Origin of the sequence: Joostella sp., assembly GCF_048266025.1 — a bacterium.
Lineage (GTDB): Bacteria > Bacteroidota > Bacteroidia > Flavobacteriales > Flavobacteriaceae > Galbibacter > Galbibacter atrarenae.
The window spans coordinates 167,166-182,471 of sequence record NZ_JBLXAF010000007.1; the positions used below are offsets into that span (position 1 = coordinate 167,166).

Sequence of the window (15,306 nt, forward strand, 5' to 3'; positions counted from 1 at the left end):
AAAAAGAATAAAAGACACCAGAAAACTAATTCTCAAAATCAAAAATGATTATGCATTTCTTAAAATTTAACTTCATTTTTTAAAAGTTACTTTGAAAATGCTGTTCAAATTTCATAATTTGCAATTCTGTAATAACATTTATACACGCTATGAGTAAAGTAACCCGTTTGTTTGATTTTCCTTATCATCAGTTGGAAAAATATAATTTAGACATTGCCTTTTCTACAAAACATGGAGACGAATGGGTACATACATCCTCGCAAGAATATGTAGATAAAGCGAATCAATTTAGTAGAGGGCTATTACGTTTAGGAGTTCAGCCAAACGAAAAAATAGCCGTTATTACGCATACAAATAGAACAGAATGGCATATTGCCGATATAGGGATATTACAAACTGGAGCACAGAACGTTCCTATCTACCCTACTATTTCTGAAGAAGATTATGAGTATATATTGAATCACGCTGGTGCTTCTTATTGCTTTGTTTCTGATAATGAGATTTTAGAGAAGCTAAATGCTATCAAGCAGAATGTACCTACACTAAAAGATGTGTATTCTTTTGAGGATTTACCAAATACTAAGAATTGGGAAGAAATATTAACCTTAGGAGAAGATAAAAGCAACCAAAATGAGGTAGAAGCTAGAAAAGATGCAGTAACTACAGAAGATTTAGCTACCATTATATATACGTCTGGAACTACAGGAAGACCAAAAGGTGTGATGCTATCCCATAAAAACATTGTTTCTGATGTTTTAGCGAGTGAAGAGCGCGTACCATTAGATTCCAACGATGTTGCATTGAGCTTCCTTCCTATTTGCCATATTTTTGAACGTATGGTGGTGTATTTATATCAGCATTGTGGAATACAAATTTACTTTGCTGAGTCTATTGATAAGATGAGTGATAACCTTAAAGAAGTAAAACCACATGTTATGACAGTGGTTCCTAGACTTCTTGAAAAGGTTTACGATAAGATATATGCAAAAGGTGCAGATTTAACAGGAATTAAAAAGAAACTTTTCTTCTGGGCTATAGAATTAGGGCACAAGTTTGAGCCTTATGGTGCGAATGGTGCTTGGTATGAGTTCCAATTGAGTATTGCTAGAAAGTTAATATTTAGCAAGTGGCAAGAAGGATTGGGAGGTAACCTAAAAGTAATGGTTTCAGGAAGTGCTGCTTTACAACCAAGATTATCTAGAGTATTTGGTGCTGCCGGAATCCCAGTAATGGAAGGATACGGACTTACAGAAACATCTCCAGTAATCTCTGTAAACGATCAGAATAATAGAGGTTGGAAAATAGGAACTGTTGGGCGTATGCTTCCTGGAGTAGAAGTAAAAATTGCTGAAGACGGTGAAATTCTTTGTAAAGGTCCTAATGTAATGATGGGATACTATAAAGATGAGGAGAAAACAAAAGAAGTTATGGAAGATGGATACTTCCATACTGGAGATATTGGAGAAGTAGATGATGATGGCTTCTTAAAAATTACCGACCGTAAGAAAGAAATCTTTAAAACTTCTGGTGGTAAATATGTAGCACCGCAATTAATCGAGAATTTAATGAAGCAGTCTCGCTTTATAGAACAGATAATGGTAGTTGGAGAGGGAGAGAAAATGCCATGTGCGTTTATCCAACCTAACTTCGATTTCGTTGAAGAGTGGGCAAAGCGACATAATATAGATGTTAGTGGAGATCGCAATGCGCTTGTTAATAATGAAAAGATTAAAGAGAGAATCCAAGAAGAGGTTGATCTTTATAATGAGAAGTTTGGACGTTGGGAGCGAATTAAGAAATTCGAACTTACTCCAGATGAGTGGAGTGTTGAAGACGGACAGCTTACTCCTACTCTTAAATTAAAGCGTAGAATTATTAAAGAAAAGTATGCTGATTTATACAATAAGTTATACGATCACAAATAACAGTATCTTAACATAATTTTTTATCAAACTCCTCATTTATGGGGAGTTTTTTTATTACCTTAATACTTTAAGTCCCTACATTTTGAGATTTAACAAATTTTAGATTATTTTACTATGCGTGCATAATAAAATATTTGTATATTTGAGCTCACCACTACATAAAAATGAAGGATTTAACTATAGATTACGCTTTACGAGCAACTTGGCAAGCAGTTGCCAAAATGTATAACGAAGAAGCAGGTAAAGAAGACAGTACGATGGCGACTGGATTTACACTTCTTAGTATAGACCCCGAGAAAGGATCTCCCTCTACAGCATTAGGCCCAAAAATGGGCATGGAAGGCACTAGTTTATCTAGAACATTAAAAACAATGGAAGATAAAGGTCTTATCACCAGAAAACCGAACCCCAAAGATGGAAGAGGTGTATTGATATGCCTAACAGAGTTTGGAAAGGAGAAAAGAGAATATTCTAAAGAAGTTGTACTAAAGTTTAATGAAACCGTAAAGAAGAATATCGACGAAAAAGATTTAAAAGGTTTCTATAATGTCATTGATGTGATTAACGAATTGATTACAGAAAAGAAAATATATACCGAAAACGTTTCAATAAAATAATTTCAAAACAGAAAAATGAAAAGAATAATTAAGAAGATTGCAGTTATTGGTTCCGGAATCATGGGAAGTGGTATCGCATGCCACTTTGCAAATATCGGCGTTGAAGTTTTGCTGCTTGATATTGTACCCCGCGAATTAACAGATAAAGAAAAGGCTAAAGGTCTTACCCTTGAAGATAAGGTTGTAAGAAATAGGATGGTTAACGATCACCTTACGGCTTCGTTAAAATCTAAGCCCTCTCCTATTTATAGTCAGAAATTTGCTAGTAGAATAACTACTGGAAATCTTGAAGATGATATTTCTAAAATTAAAGATGTAGATTGGATTATTGAGGTTGTTGTTGAACGATTAGATATTAAAAAATCTGTTTTCGAGAAAATTGAAGAGCATAGAACTCCAGGAACACTAATTACTTCTAATACTTCTGGGATTCCTATTCAGTTTATGAATGAAGGAAGAAGTAAAGACTTCCAAGAGCATTTTGCTGTAAGTCACTTTTTTAATCCGCCACGTTATTTAAAACTTTTTGAAGTTGTACCAGGGCCAGATTGTAAAAAAGAAGTAGTAGATTTCTTAATGATGTACGGTGAGAAATTCTTAGGTAAAACTTCTGTTTTAGCTAAAGATACTCCTGCCTTTATTGGTAACCGTATCGGTATTTTCGGAATTCAGAGTTTATTCCACCAAGTAAAAGAACTTGGAATGACTGTTGAAGAAGTTGATAAACTTACAGGTCCCGTTATCGGAAGACCAAAATCGGCTACATTTAGAACTGTAGATGTTGTTGGTTTAGATACGCTTGTTCATGTGGCAAACGGAATTCATGAGAATTGTCCAGATGATGAAGCACATGATCTATTTAAACTCCCAGACTTTATCCAAACAATGATGGATAATAAATGGTTAGGGAGTAAAACAGGTCAAGGATTTTACAAAAAGGTAAAAGGAGATGATGGTAAGAGTGAAATTCTTTCTTTAGACCTTGACACCCTAGAATACACAGAAAGTAAAAAAGCAAAGTTTGCCACGTTAGAGCTTACTAAAACTGTAGATAATGTTGCAGATAGGTTCCCAATTTTAGTAGATGGGAAAGATAAAGCTGGAGAATTCTATAGAAAGAATTTCGCTTCACTTTTTGCATATGTACAACATAGAATTCCAGAGATTTCAGATGAACTTTACCGTCTTGATGATGCGATGAAAGCAGGTTTTGGATGGCAACACGGTCCGTTTGAAATTTGGGACGCTATTGGAGTAGAAAAAGGAATTGAGCTAATGAAAGCTGAAGGAAAAGAGCCTGCTAAATGGGTTACTGAAATGGTAGCTAGTGGAAGCAAGTCTTTCTATTCTGTAAAAGACGGAGCTACATATTATTATGATATCCCTTCTAAGAAACAGACTAAGAAACCTGGTCAAGATGCTTTTATTATTCTAGATAATATTAGAAAATCTAATGAAGTTTGGAAAAATAGCGGTGTTGTTGTTGAAGATCTAGGAGATGGAATTCTAAATGTAGAGTTTCAATCTAAGATGAATACCATTGGTGGAGATGTTCTTGCAGGAATCAATAAAGCAATTGATTTAGCTGAAAAAGATTTCCAAGGACTTGTAGTTGGAAACCAAGCGGCAAACTTCTCTGTTGGAGCAAACATCGGAATGATTTTTATGATGGCTGTGGAGCAAGAATATGATGAATTGAATATGGCTATCAAAATGTTCCAAGATACTATGATGCGTATGCGTTACTCTGGTATTCCTACTATTTCTGCACCACACGGTATGGCTTTAGGAGGTGGTTGTGAGCTTTCACTTCACGCTGATAAGGTTGTAGCTGCCGCAGAAACTTACATGGGACTTGTAGAGTTTGGAGTTGGTGTTATCCCTGGTGGAGGTGGTTCTAAAGAAATGACTTTAAGAGCATCCGATTTATTTAGAAAAGATGATGTAGAAACGAATGTTCTTCGTGAGCATTTCTTAACAATAGGAACTGCGAAAGTATCAACCTCAGCATATGAAGCTTTTGATTTGAATTTACTTCAGAAAGGAAAAGATGTTGTCGTTGTAAATAAAGACAGACAAGTTGCAGAAGCTAAGAAACATGCTGTATTAATGGCAGAAGCTGGTTATACGCAACCTCCTAAGAGAAAAGACATAAAAGTATTAGGTAAGCAGGCATTAGGAATGTTCTTAGTAGGAACAGATTCGATGAATGCGGGACGTTATATTTCTGAGCACGATAAGAAGATAGCAAATAAACTAGCATATGTAATGGCTGGTGGAGATCTTTCTGAAGCTACGAAAGTAACCGAGCAATACTTATTAGACCTAGAAAGAGAAGCATTCTTATCGTTATGTACAGAACGCAAAACTCTAGAGCGTATTCAGCATATGTTGAAAACAGGAAAACCATTGAGAAACTAATTATAAATTTTGAATTATAAATTTTAAATGACGCCTAAAAAAGAAAATATAATTGCTGATAAGTCATTCAAATTCGCTTTAAGCATTATTCATCTTTTTAAGCAACTCATAAAAGAAGAAAATGAGTTTATTCTTTCAAAACAATTAATAAGATCTGGAACTAGTATTGGAGCTAATATTCAAGAAGCCACAGCGGCACAATCAAAGAAAGACTTTATTCATAAAATGTCTATAGCATCAAAAGAAGCCAGAGAAACTAAATATTGGTTACGACTTATAAATGAAAGTAATGTCACTAAAATAGATGTTAGCAGTTATTTAATTGAGATAGAGCATATAATTAACATAATCACAAAAATTATTATAACCTCAAATAAAAGTCGTTAACACATTCAAAATTCAACATTTAAAATTCAAAAAACATGAAGACAGCATATATAGTAAAAGCATACAGAACAGCCGTGGGGAAAGCACCTCGCGGTGTATTCAGATTTAAAAGACCAGATGAGCTGGCAGCAGAGACCATTCAGCATATGCTGGATGAAATTCCGCAATTAGATAAAACCCGTATCGACGATGTTATGGTTGGAAATGCTATGCCAGAAGCAGAACAAGGACTTAATGTTGGACGTTTAATCTCTTTAATGGGATTAAAAATAGACGATGTTCCTGGAGTTACTGTGAATAGATATTGTGCATCTGGGATTGAAACTATTGGAATGGCTTCTGCAAAAATTCAAGCAGGAATGGCAGATTGTATCATCGCTGGGGGTGCAGAAAGCATGAGTTATATTCCTATGGGTGGATATAAACCAGTTCCAGATTATGAAGTTGCCAAGAATGGTAATGAAGATTATTACTGGGGAATGGGATTAACAGCAGAAGCAGTTGCTAATCAATACAACGTTTCTCGTCAAGATCAAGATGAGTTTGCTTTTAATTCTCATCAAAAGGCTTTAAAGGCGATTAAAGAAGGAAAGTTTAAAGATCAGATTGTTCCTATAAAAATCGATGAGACTTATGTTGATGGAAACGGAAAGAAAGCTACAAAATCTTACACTGTAGATACAGATGAAGGACCACGTGCAGATACATCTAAAGAAGTTTTAGGAAAACTAAGACCTGTTTTTGCTGATGGAGGAAGTGTTACCGCTGGAAACTCTTCACAAATGAGTGATGGTGCTGCTTTTACTCTAGTGATGAGTGAGGAGATGGTAAAAGAATTAAATCTAGAGCCTATCGCAAGATTGGTTTCTTATACTGCTGCTGGTGTTCCGCCAAAAATTATGGGGATAGGACCTATTAAAGCAATTCCAAAAGCATTGGATCAAGCGGGATTAAAATTAGATCAGATAGATCTTATAGAATTAAACGAAGCATTTGCATCACAATCGCTAGCCGTAATTAGAGAATTAGGACTTAATCCAGATATCGTGAATGTAAATGGAGGAGCAATTGCATTAGGACACCCATTAGGATGTACTGGAGCAAAACTTTCTGTTCAGTTATTCGATGAGATGAGAAGAAGAAAAAGCAAATATGGTATCGTAACCATGTGTGTTGGTACAGGGCAAGGAGCTGCTGGTGTTTATGAGTTTTTAAATTAGAAGTAAAATCTCAGTATTGAGTAATAAGTATTCAGTATTGAGAAGCAAAAAAATGATAAAAAGAGAATTAGATTATAGATTCTCACTACTAAATACTTAATACTATAAAAAAAATAAAATGAGTACAGAAATAAATAAAAATATGACAAGAGGTGGACAGTTTTTAGTAAAAGAAACTAAAGCTGAAGATGTATTTACACCTGAGGATTTTTCTGAAGAGCAGAAAATGATGCGCGATTCTGTAAAGGAATTTGTAGATCGTGAAATTTGGCCTCACAAAGATCGCTTTGAGAAGAAAGATTATGCACTTACTGAAGAAGTAATGCGTAAAGCTGGAGAACTTGGTCTTTTAGGAGTTGCCGTTCCTGAGGAGTATGACGGATTAGGAATGGGATTTGTAACTACCATGCTTGTTTGTGATTATATTTCTGGTGCAACAGGATCTGTAGCTACTGCTTTTGGTGCACATACCGGAATTGGAACTATGCCTATTACGCTATACGGTACAGAAGAACAGAAGAAAAAATACGTTCCTAAATTAGCCACAGGAGAATGGTTTGGTGCTTATTGCCTTACAGAGCCTGGAGCAGGATCGGATGCAAATAGTGGAAAAACAAAAGCTGTACTTTCTGATGATGGGAAACATTACCTAATCAGCGGTCAGAAAATGTGGATCTCTAATGCTGGATTTGCTAGTGTATTTATTGTTTTCGCTCGTATTGAAGATGATAAAAACATCACAGGATTTATTGTTGAAAACGATCCTGAGAATGGAATTTCTCTTGGTGAGGAAGAACATAAATTAGGAATCCACTCTTCCTCTACTCGTCAGGTTTTCTTTAGCGATACTAAAGTTCCTGTTGAAAATATGCTTTCAGAAAGAGGAAATGGATTTAAAATAGCGATGAATGCTCTTAATGTGGGTCGTATTAAATTATCGGCTGCATGTTTAGATGCGCAGAGAAGAGTTATTACAGAAGCTGTAAAATATGCAAATGAGCGTATTCAGTTTAAAACTCCTATTTCTCAATTTGGAGCTATAAAATCTAAGATTGCTGAAATGGCAACTTCTTGTTATGTTGATGAATCGGCTGCATATCGTGCTGCAAAAGATGTAGAAGATAGAATTGCTATCCGTCAAGAAGAAGGAAATTCTCATCAAGAAGCAGAATTAAAAGGTGTTGAAGAGTATGCTATCGAATGTTCTATCTTAAAAGTTGCTGTTTCAGAACACTGTCAAAATACAACCGATGAAGGGATTCAGATATTTGGAGGAATGGGATTCTCTGCCGATACTCCAATGGAGTCTGCATGGCGTGATGCTCGTATCTCTAGAATCTATGAAGGTACCAACGAAATTAACCGTATGCTTTCTGTTGGAATGCTTATTAAAAAGGCAATGAAAGGTCAAGTAGATCTTTTAGGACCTGCTACAGCTGTAAAAGATGAGTTAATGGGGATTCCTTCTTTTGATACACCAGATTATTCTGTATTATTTTCAGAAGAAAAAGAAATGGTTGAGAAGCTTAAAAAGGCATTCTTAATGGTTGCTGGTTCTGGGGTTCAAAAATATGGTGCTGCATTAGAAGAGCATCAGCAATTACTAATGGCGGCTTCAGATATTCTTATTCAGATCTATATGGCAGAATCTGCTATTCTAAGAACAGAAAAGAATGCAAAACGTTTTGGAGAGGATACTCAGAAAGAACAAATTGCAATGGCGAAATTAAATCTTTTCCATGCTGTAGAAAAAATACAAACTAAAGGGAAAGAGGCTATTTCTTCTTTTGCTGAAGGAGATGAGCAACGTATGATGCTTATGGGTCTTAAACGTTTCACTAAATATGCAAACCTTCCTAATGTAATTGAATTAAGAAACACAATTGCAGATAAGGTTATTGCAGAAAACAAATATAGTTTCTAAAGAGGATACTAAAATCAAAAGGTTTTAGGATTTAGTTGTTTATCCAAAAACGCTCCGAAGGCATCGGAGCGTTTTTTTTTATTATGATTATCAAATCGCCTAAATATTAAGTCATCCGCTTACTCACTTATCTAAGCAAAATCTACTTTCCAGTTAAGGCATCTGTAGCTATATAAGCATTATCTTTATTATAATACCAAGCTCTATTTTTAGGCATTTTAATCCCTTCTATCTCCTCCTCTTCTGTTAATATTATATATTCTCCATCGTTTTTAGTCTCATCATGATAAAACTGATATACCTCCATTGCATAGGTAGAAGGATCAAAATAAAAATACCAAGTATCTTTCCCTACACTTTCCTCATAGTTTACTTTTAGCACCAAGTATTCTTTTCCATTGAATTCTTTAGAAGTCACTTTTTCATTTATAATCGTACCCTCATCTTTTAATTTCATTGGAAGTCCATACAAATAAGTGTAATAATCCTTCATGAGCTTGGCTCTCTTAAAGGTAAGTTTATGTTTCTTTAATTCTTCTTTAGCAGTAATAGCTTTTTCATCTACTGAAAAAAAACATTCGTTATTGATTACTTTACTTGTAATTAGAGAATCATTCTTGTGGGTAGACAACACAAAACTACTTGCAGGTATATCGATATGAATTTCAGAAACTCTTTTATCTTTATTTGGTCTTGTCATAGAAACCACCAAATCTCCTTTAAAGCTATTCCAATTACCATTAGGATCGTGATATTTTATAGCTTTTTCAAGCAACTCACTTCCAGTTAGCTCTTGGGAATTTCCTATGGAAACGAGCATAAAACAGAAAAAAAGAATTTATTCATCATGGTATTTATTTTTCTACAAATTACAATAAGTATTCATTTTTCATAATCTAGTTTTTATTATTTACCAATTTCTGAATCGGTTTGTTACATTTCTAACATTGATAATAGAAAATCTATTTTATTGTGGCTGTACGAAGGATCATCTTAATTTGAATTTTTATATTTGACATTCGCGTAATACAATATTATGCGAATCAACTAACCTCCACACCTAAACAGAAATGAGCGAAACAGCTTTAAAGAAAATTCCCAGAGTTGATATTGTTGATGCCCTTCGTGGTTTTGCAGTCATGGCAATCGTAATAATCCATAGCGTTGAACATTTTATTTACCCTATATACCCTGACACCTTACAACCAGATTGGTTGGTCGCTCTCGATTCTGTAGTTTTCAATGTAGTATTCTCACTTATTGCAGGAAAGGGCTATTCTATATTTGCTCTTTTATTTGGATTTACTTTTTACGTACAATTCATAAATCAGAAAAATAAGGGAGCAGATTTCAGTTGGCGTTTTATATGGAGGCTTATGCTTCTTACTGTATTTGCGACGTTAAATGCAGCATTCTTCCCAGGGGGAGATGTACTATTACTATTTGCAATTACAGGTTTATCTTTGGTTTTTGTTCGTAATTTAAGCAACAAAGCTGTATTTATCATAGCTGTAATTTGCTTACTTCAACCCATAGAATTATTCCATTTTATAAGCAGTCGTTTTAATCACGCTTATACTTTACCAGATTTATCCGTTGGAAGATTATATCTAATCGTTCAAGAGGCAGTAAAAAGTGGAAACTTAAGTACTTTTTTTATTGAAAACATTACCACTGGGCAAAAGGCAAGTTTATTATGGGCTATTAATGGTGGTCGTTTTGTACAAACAATAGGACTGTTTTTATTAGGCTTTCTATTAAGTAGAAATAGTTTATTTGTCAACACTAAAGAAAACACAAGATTTTGGATTAAAACTCTTGTTATAGCATCGCTATTATTTGGAATCCTTTATCCGCTAAGAGTAGAATGGTATGATAATGCTACAAGCGGAATCATAAAAAATAGTATTGGTACAGCTTTAGATATGTGGCAAAAACTTTCATTTACATTTGTAATCGTATCATCATTTGTAATTGTTTACTACCATAGTACTGCTAGAATATGGATGGAAAAATTAAGAGTTTATGGTAGAATGAGCCTCACAAATTATGTTTCGCAATCTATAATAGGTGCATTTATATTTTTCCCTATCGGATTAAATTTAGCTCCCCATTTAGGATATACAGCCAGCTTTATTGTAGGGATTGTAATTTTTGTACTTCAGTTGAATTTCAGCAAACTATGGTTTAAGTATTACAAGCAAGGCCCTTTAGAGAGAATATGGCATAAAACTACTTGGATCGGAAAGAAATAGAATTATTTTTTTGCTGAATTATTGAAGGATAAATGCATGAATAGATACAAGTTAATAAGATAAAGTAAATAACAGCTAATCATTAATTAATACCCACCTCTACAAAACACTCTCACCCCTATTACACCAAAAAAAACCTAGAAATATAGATGTAACATCTATCCAGATACGTTGCCATACGTATATGTTGGGTTGAAAGACGTGTCGAGATACGTTACCATACGTATCTGTTGGGGTAAAAGACGTGTCCAGATACGTTGCCATACGTATACGTCGGGGTGAAAGACGTGTCCAGATACGTTACCATACGTATCTGTTGGGATAAAAGACGTATCCAGATACGTTACCACACGTATCCGTTGGGGTAAAAGACGTATCCAGATACGTTGCCACACGTATCCGTCGGGGTAAAAGACGTATCCAGATACGTTACCACACGTATCCGTCGGGGTGAAAGACGTATCCATTAGGACTATAAACCTATATTTATCTATAAATGACCTCGGAAAATGGATTACAGTAGGCTTTACATATAGTTACCATGGTAAAACACCTAAAACACATACCTTCATATAGCTCTTACTACTTTTGAATACTACTTTCATAGAAAAAATTACTATAACCAAATTTTAATTTTTGCTAACTTGCACCACAACCACCAAACATTACTGCGTCCCCTATTTTTAATTGATTAAAAAGTAAAATCACATTGAAATAATTTAGTTTTTCCTGATATGAAAAAACGATTTTTTATTAAACTCATAAAGATATCCGCGCTATTAGGGGTTATTGCGCTGCTATTAGTATTGATCTCTAATAATGCTATTGAAAAAAGTGTTAAAGGGAAAACTACAACCAATACGGAAGCTATAAAACATAATAAAGTGGGGCTTGTATTGGGAACTGCTAAGAAACTTAACAGCGGACAAATAAATCCATATTTTAAATATCGTATTGATGCTGCTGTAGAATTATTCATTGCTAAGAAGGTAGACTTTCTTTTAATAAGTGGGGATAATGGCGACACGGATTATAATGAGCCGAACGATTTTAAAAATGAACTTATAAAGCGAGGGATTCCTGAGGATAAAATATTTTTAGATTTTGCAGGCTTTAGAACTTTAGATTCTGTTGTAAGGGCTAAGAAAATCTTCGGACAAACAAGTATTACCATCATATCACAGCAGTTTCACAATGAAAGAGCTAATTACCTAGCTGAAAAATTTAATATTGATGCTGTAGGTTTTAATGCTGAAAATGTGGAAGGTAGCGGTGGTATAAAAACAAATTTAAGAGAGTATTTAGCGCGAACCAAGGTCTTTCTAGACCTACTTTTTAAAGTGGAGCCTAAATATTTAGGAAAGAAAATAGACATAAAATAAGTATAATGTTTAAAACATCTATCGCTCTTCTTAATGAAGATGCTATCGAAAAAATTGTAACACTTACACAACAATTAAACCCTACGAAATCTAAGGAGTCTCTATTGGAGATGCATCGTTCTATGTTTACATTTAATGGGTATAAATGCTTCGGACTGTTCTATGAAGAGGAGCTTGTTGGGATTTGTAGTGGTTGGATTACTGTGAAATTATATTCTGGTAAGCAACTAGAGTTAGATAACGTTATTATTAATAGCGATCATCAATCAAAAGGTTTTGGAAAGATTCTTATTTCTAAAATTGGAGAATGGGCAGCAGAAAATGATTTCGAAACGATGGAACTAAATACCTATGTTGGGAATGGAAGGTCTCATAAATTCTATTTTAATCAAGGGTTTGAAATTATTGGATATCACTTTCAGAAAAAAATATAAAACAATCATTACCTTTGCAGCATGGCATTAACAAACAACGACATATTTAAAAAGCTTCGTGTAGCTCACAAATTAAGAGACGAACAAATTGTAGAAATCTTAGCTCTTGTTGATTTTAGAATCACTAAAAGTGAATTAGGAGCGCTCTTTAGAAGCGAAGATCATCCTAAATACATGGAATGTGGGGATCAAATTTTACGTAATTTTTTAAATGGTCTGATTATCCATCTCCGTGGCCCACTGCCTAAAAAGAAGCCTGTAGAAAAGAAGTAAGTTTTAGGCACTACTAGGCTTTAGGCTTTATGCACTAGGCTCTAGGCTCTAGGCTGCTTAGATTCTACATTAGAAATCGGTTTACTTTTTAAATCAGCCTCCAAATTATAGCATCAAATAGCGAGTGTTTTCTTTTTTGCTGCTTCAAATTCAGCAATCATATTATTTACGATTGTAGCTACGGGGAGAATATCGTTTATTAGTCCACTTATTTGTCCAATTTCGAGTTCTCCTTCCTCCAAATCACCTTCAAACATACCTTTCTTAGCACGTGCTCTGCCAAGTAAAGTTGCCAATTCTTCTTTGGTAGTTCCTTTAGCATAGAGTGCATTAACATCGTTAAAAAACTTATTTTTAATTAGTCGCACTGGAGCTAGTTCTTTTAAAGTAAGTTGGGTATCCCCCTCTTTACTAGCAACCACCAATTCTTTAAAATTTATGTGAGAAGAAGCTTCTATACTAGCCACAAATCTACTCCCAACTTGCACTGCATCTGCGCCAAGCACCATTGCAGCAAGCATTCCGCTACCGGTAGCTATTCCACCAGCAGCAATAATCGGAATAGTAATTTGCTCTTTCACCATCGGAATAAGAGTAAATGTGGTAGTTTCATCGCGCCCATTATGACCGCCAGCTTCAAAACCTTCAGCAACAATAGCATCTACCCCAGCCTCTTGTGCCTTAAGGGCAAACTTAACGCTACTCACTACATGCACCACCGTAATACCATGAGCTTGCAAATGAGAGGTCCATGTTTTAGGATTTCCTGCGGAAGTGAATACTATTTTCACTCCTTCAGAAATAATAATATCCATCAGCTTATCAATATCTGGATATAGCAAAGGCACATTGACTCCAAAAGGATTATTGGTAGCTTTTTTACATTTCTGAATATGTTCTTGTAACACTTCAGGATACATAGACCCAGCTCCAATTAGCCCTAAAATTCCGCTATTAGAAGCTGCAGCTGCTAACTTCCATCCGCTTGCCCAAACCATTCCCGCTTGAATAATGGGATACTTAATATTAAATAGTGTAGTGATTCTATTTTCCATACTCAAATATAAGAAGATTTGGAGTAGCTAAGAAAATGAGTATCGAGATAAAAAAAGGGAATCTATAAATTATAGACTCCCAATTATATATGATGTAAAAAGTGATTATTTGAGTTTCATACTATCCGATTACTCCAGACCCTACAAGCTCTTCCCCTTGGTAGAAAGCTACAAACTGCCCCTCTGTAATAGCACTTTGAGGGTTCTCGAAATCTACATAAAGTCCGCCATCCACTTTATAAAGTGTTGCTTTTTGGAGTGGTTGTCTGTAACGAATACGAGCCATCACTTCCATATTTTCATCTATATCTAAAGCTAAATCTTCTCGTACCCAATGCAATTCATCATTAGTAACAAAAAGCGCTTTTCTAAAAAGTCCAGGATGATTTTTACCCTGTCCGGTATATATAATGTTCTCCTCTACATCTGTTTCTATAATAAACAACGGCTCTGGAGTACCACCAACATTTAAACCTTTACGCTGACCTTTTGTAAAATAATGCGCCCCTTGATGTTTTCCGACTACCTTCCCATCTTTAGCATTGTAAACTACTTTTTGAGCATTAAATGCTAACTCTTCACTTTTATTATTGAAAGTTGGAGTAACTCTTTTTTGAAGGACTTCTTCCGCAGCAATCTCTATAATCTGACCTTCTTTTGGTTTTAATTTCTGCTGAAGAAACTCAGGAAGTCTTACCTTACCGATAAAGCAAAGCCCTTGTGAGTCTTTCTTTTCGGCAGTAATTAAATTATTCTCCGCAGCGATTTTTCGTACTTCAGGTTTTGTAAGCTCCCCAATAGGAAACAATGTTCTACTTAACTGCTCCTGTGAAAGCTGACATAAAAAATAAGATTGATCTTTATTTCCATCTACCCCAGCCAAAAGTCTATGCACAGGATTTCCATCTACGGTAATAGTATCTTTACGGCAATAATGACCTGTAGCAACATAATCTGCACCGAGGTCTAATGCTATTTTCATAAACACATCAAACTTAATTTCTCGGTTACAAAGCACATCTGGATTTGGTGTACGACCGCGCTCATACTCATTAAACATATAGTCCACTATACGCTCTTTATATTGCTCGCTTAAATCTACAGTTTGAAAAGGGATTCCTAGTTTATCTGCCACCATCAAAGCATCATTACTATCTTCCAACCAAGGACATTCATTAGATATCGTTACAGAATCATCGTGCCAATTCTTCATAAACAATCCTATTACATCATACCCCTGTTCCTTCAACAGATAGGCTGTAACACTAGAATCTACTCCCCCCGATAAACCAACTATAACTCTCTTCATGCTAACTTAATTGAAAATAATATGCAAAATTACAAAATTCATTTAGAAGAGATTAGTCGAACCATCAACAGAATTCTTTCAATTTATACAACATAAAAAACAGT

13 protein-coding genes are annotated in these 15,306 nt (G+C 34.9%); 10 read left to right on the top strand and 3 right to left on the bottom strand.

The annotated features are described in order from the left end of the window. The first annotated feature begins 149 nt into the window (after positions 1-149). The 6 genes from ACN0TY_RS12825 (at position 150) to ACN0TY_RS12850 (ending at position 8,494) form a co-directional block, all read left to right on the top strand. Positions 150-1,925, top strand: coding sequence for an AMP-dependent synthetase/ligase (locus tag ACN0TY_RS12825; RefSeq protein WP_236959167.1), 1,776 nt, complete (start codon positions 150-152; stop codon positions 1,923-1,925). A 164-nt stretch (positions 1,926-2,089) separates the two neighbouring features. Next, complete coding sequence (locus ACN0TY_RS12830) at positions 2,090-2,542, top strand: MarR family winged helix-turn-helix transcriptional regulator (protein ID WP_236959166.1); 453 nt, start codon at positions 2,090-2,092, stop codon at positions 2,540-2,542. Between the two features lie 15 nt (positions 2,543-2,557). Next, positions 2,558-4,963, top strand: coding sequence for a 3-hydroxyacyl-CoA dehydrogenase NAD-binding domain-containing protein (locus tag ACN0TY_RS12835; protein WP_417444818.1), 2,406 nt, complete (start codon positions 2,558-2,560; stop codon positions 4,961-4,963). 27 nt (positions 4,964-4,990) lie between these two features. After that, complete coding sequence (locus tag ACN0TY_RS12840) at positions 4,991-5,350, top strand: four helix bundle protein (RefSeq protein WP_417444819.1); 360 nt, start codon at positions 4,991-4,993, stop codon at positions 5,348-5,350. Between the two features lie 35 nt (positions 5,351-5,385). Continuing rightward, the gene (locus ACN0TY_RS12845; protein WP_236959163.1) at positions 5,386-6,570 is read left to right on the top strand and encodes an acetyl-CoA C-acyltransferase; all 1,185 of its coding nucleotides are present in this window, start codon (positions 5,386-5,388) and stop codon (positions 6,568-6,570) included. 118 nt (positions 6,571-6,688) lie between these two features. Continuing rightward, positions 6,689-8,494 carry an acyl-CoA dehydrogenase family protein gene (locus ACN0TY_RS12850; protein WP_236959162.1) on the top strand — a complete coding sequence of 602 codons (1,806 nt, stop codon included), beginning with the start codon at positions 6,689-6,691 and terminating at the stop codon, positions 8,492-8,494. A gap of 142 nt (positions 8,495-8,636) precedes the next feature. On the opposite strand, the gene ACN0TY_RS12855 is transcribed toward ACN0TY_RS12850, so the two are convergent. Then, the gene (locus ACN0TY_RS12855) at positions 8,637-9,332 is read right to left on the bottom strand and encodes a DUF6503 family protein (RefSeq protein WP_417444845.1); all 696 of its coding nucleotides are present in this window, start codon (positions 9,330-9,332) and stop codon (positions 8,637-8,639) included. 232 nt (positions 9,333-9,564) lie between these two features. Here ACN0TY_RS12855 and ACN0TY_RS12860 point away from each other — a divergent pair, with 232 nt between their 5' ends. The 4 genes from ACN0TY_RS12860 to ACN0TY_RS12875 all read left to right on the top strand — a co-directional run bounded on the left by ACN0TY_RS12860 (position 9,565) and on the right by ACN0TY_RS12875 (position 12,838). Then, positions 9,565-10,749 (top strand): DUF418 domain-containing protein, encoded by a 1,185-nt coding sequence (locus ACN0TY_RS12860; RefSeq protein WP_417444820.1) that lies wholly within the window; start codon positions 9,565-9,567, stop codon positions 10,747-10,749. A 734-nt stretch (positions 10,750-11,483) separates the two neighbouring features. After that, positions 11,484-12,131, top strand: coding sequence for a SanA/YdcF family protein (locus ACN0TY_RS12865; protein WP_417444821.1), 648 nt, complete (start codon positions 11,484-11,486; stop codon positions 12,129-12,131). A 5-nt stretch (positions 12,132-12,136) separates the two neighbouring features. Beyond that, entirely contained in the window at positions 12,137-12,565 is a 429-nt protein-coding gene (locus tag ACN0TY_RS12870; RefSeq protein WP_236959158.1) for a GNAT family N-acetyltransferase, read from the top strand. Positions 12,566-12,586: 21 nt separating this feature from the next. Further along, entirely contained in the window at positions 12,587-12,838 is a 252-nt protein-coding gene (locus ACN0TY_RS12875) for a DUF1456 family protein (protein ID WP_236959157.1), read from the top strand. 113 nt (positions 12,839-12,951) lie between these two features. Here ACN0TY_RS12875 and ACN0TY_RS12880 read toward each other — a convergent pair whose 3' ends face one another. Next, positions 12,952-13,893 (bottom strand): NAD(P)H-dependent flavin oxidoreductase, encoded by a 942-nt coding sequence (locus ACN0TY_RS12880; RefSeq protein WP_417444822.1) that lies wholly within the window; start codon positions 13,891-13,893, stop codon positions 12,952-12,954. A 121-nt stretch (positions 13,894-14,014) separates the two neighbouring features. After that, on the bottom strand, positions 14,015-15,202 hold the full coding sequence (mnmA, locus tag ACN0TY_RS12885; protein ID WP_417444823.1) for a tRNA 2-thiouridine(34) synthase MnmA: 1,188 nt from the start codon (positions 15,200-15,202) through the stop codon (positions 14,015-14,017). Positions 15,203-15,306: the final 104 nt, after the last annotated feature.

Excerpts from the sequence above, each read along its gene's own strand:
- ACN0TY_RS12860 (WP_417444820.1), top strand. The coding sequence starts at position 9,565 with ATGAGCGAAACAGCTTTAAAGAAAATTCCCAGAGTTGATATTGTTGAT.
- ACN0TY_RS12830 (WP_236959166.1), top strand. The coding sequence starts at position 2,090 with ATGAAGGATTTAACTATAGATTACGCTTTACGAGCAACTTGGCAAGCA.
- ACN0TY_RS12870 (WP_236959158.1), top strand. The coding sequence starts at position 12,137 with ATGTTTAAAACATCTATCGCTCTTCTTAATGAAGATGCTATCGAAAAA.
- ACN0TY_RS12875 (WP_236959157.1), top strand. The coding sequence starts at position 12,587 with ATGGCATTAACAAACAACGACATATTTAAAAAGCTTCGTGTAGCTCAC.
- ACN0TY_RS12835 (WP_417444818.1), top strand. The coding sequence starts at position 2,558 with ATGAAAAGAATAATTAAGAAGATTGCAGTTATTGGTTCCGGAATCATG.
- mnmA (WP_417444823.1), bottom strand. The coding sequence starts at position 15,202 with ATGAAGAGAGTTATAGTTGGTTTATCGGGGGGAGTAGATTCTAGTGTT.
- ACN0TY_RS12850 (WP_236959162.1), top strand. The coding sequence starts at position 6,689 with ATGAGTACAGAAATAAATAAAAATATGACAAGAGGTGGACAGTTTTTA.
- ACN0TY_RS12840 (WP_417444819.1), top strand. The coding sequence starts at position 4,991 with ATGACGCCTAAAAAAGAAAATATAATTGCTGATAAGTCATTCAAATTC.
- ACN0TY_RS12865 (WP_417444821.1), top strand. The coding sequence starts at position 11,484 with ATGAAAAAACGATTTTTTATTAAACTCATAAAGATATCCGCGCTATTA.
- ACN0TY_RS12880 (WP_417444822.1), bottom strand. The coding sequence starts at position 13,893 with ATGGAAAATAGAATCACTACACTATTTAATATTAAGTATCCCATTATT.
- ACN0TY_RS12845 (WP_236959163.1), top strand. The coding sequence starts at position 5,386 with ATGAAGACAGCATATATAGTAAAAGCATACAGAACAGCCGTGGGGAAA.
- ACN0TY_RS12825 (WP_236959167.1), top strand. The coding sequence starts at position 150 with ATGAGTAAAGTAACCCGTTTGTTTGATTTTCCTTATCATCAGTTGGAA.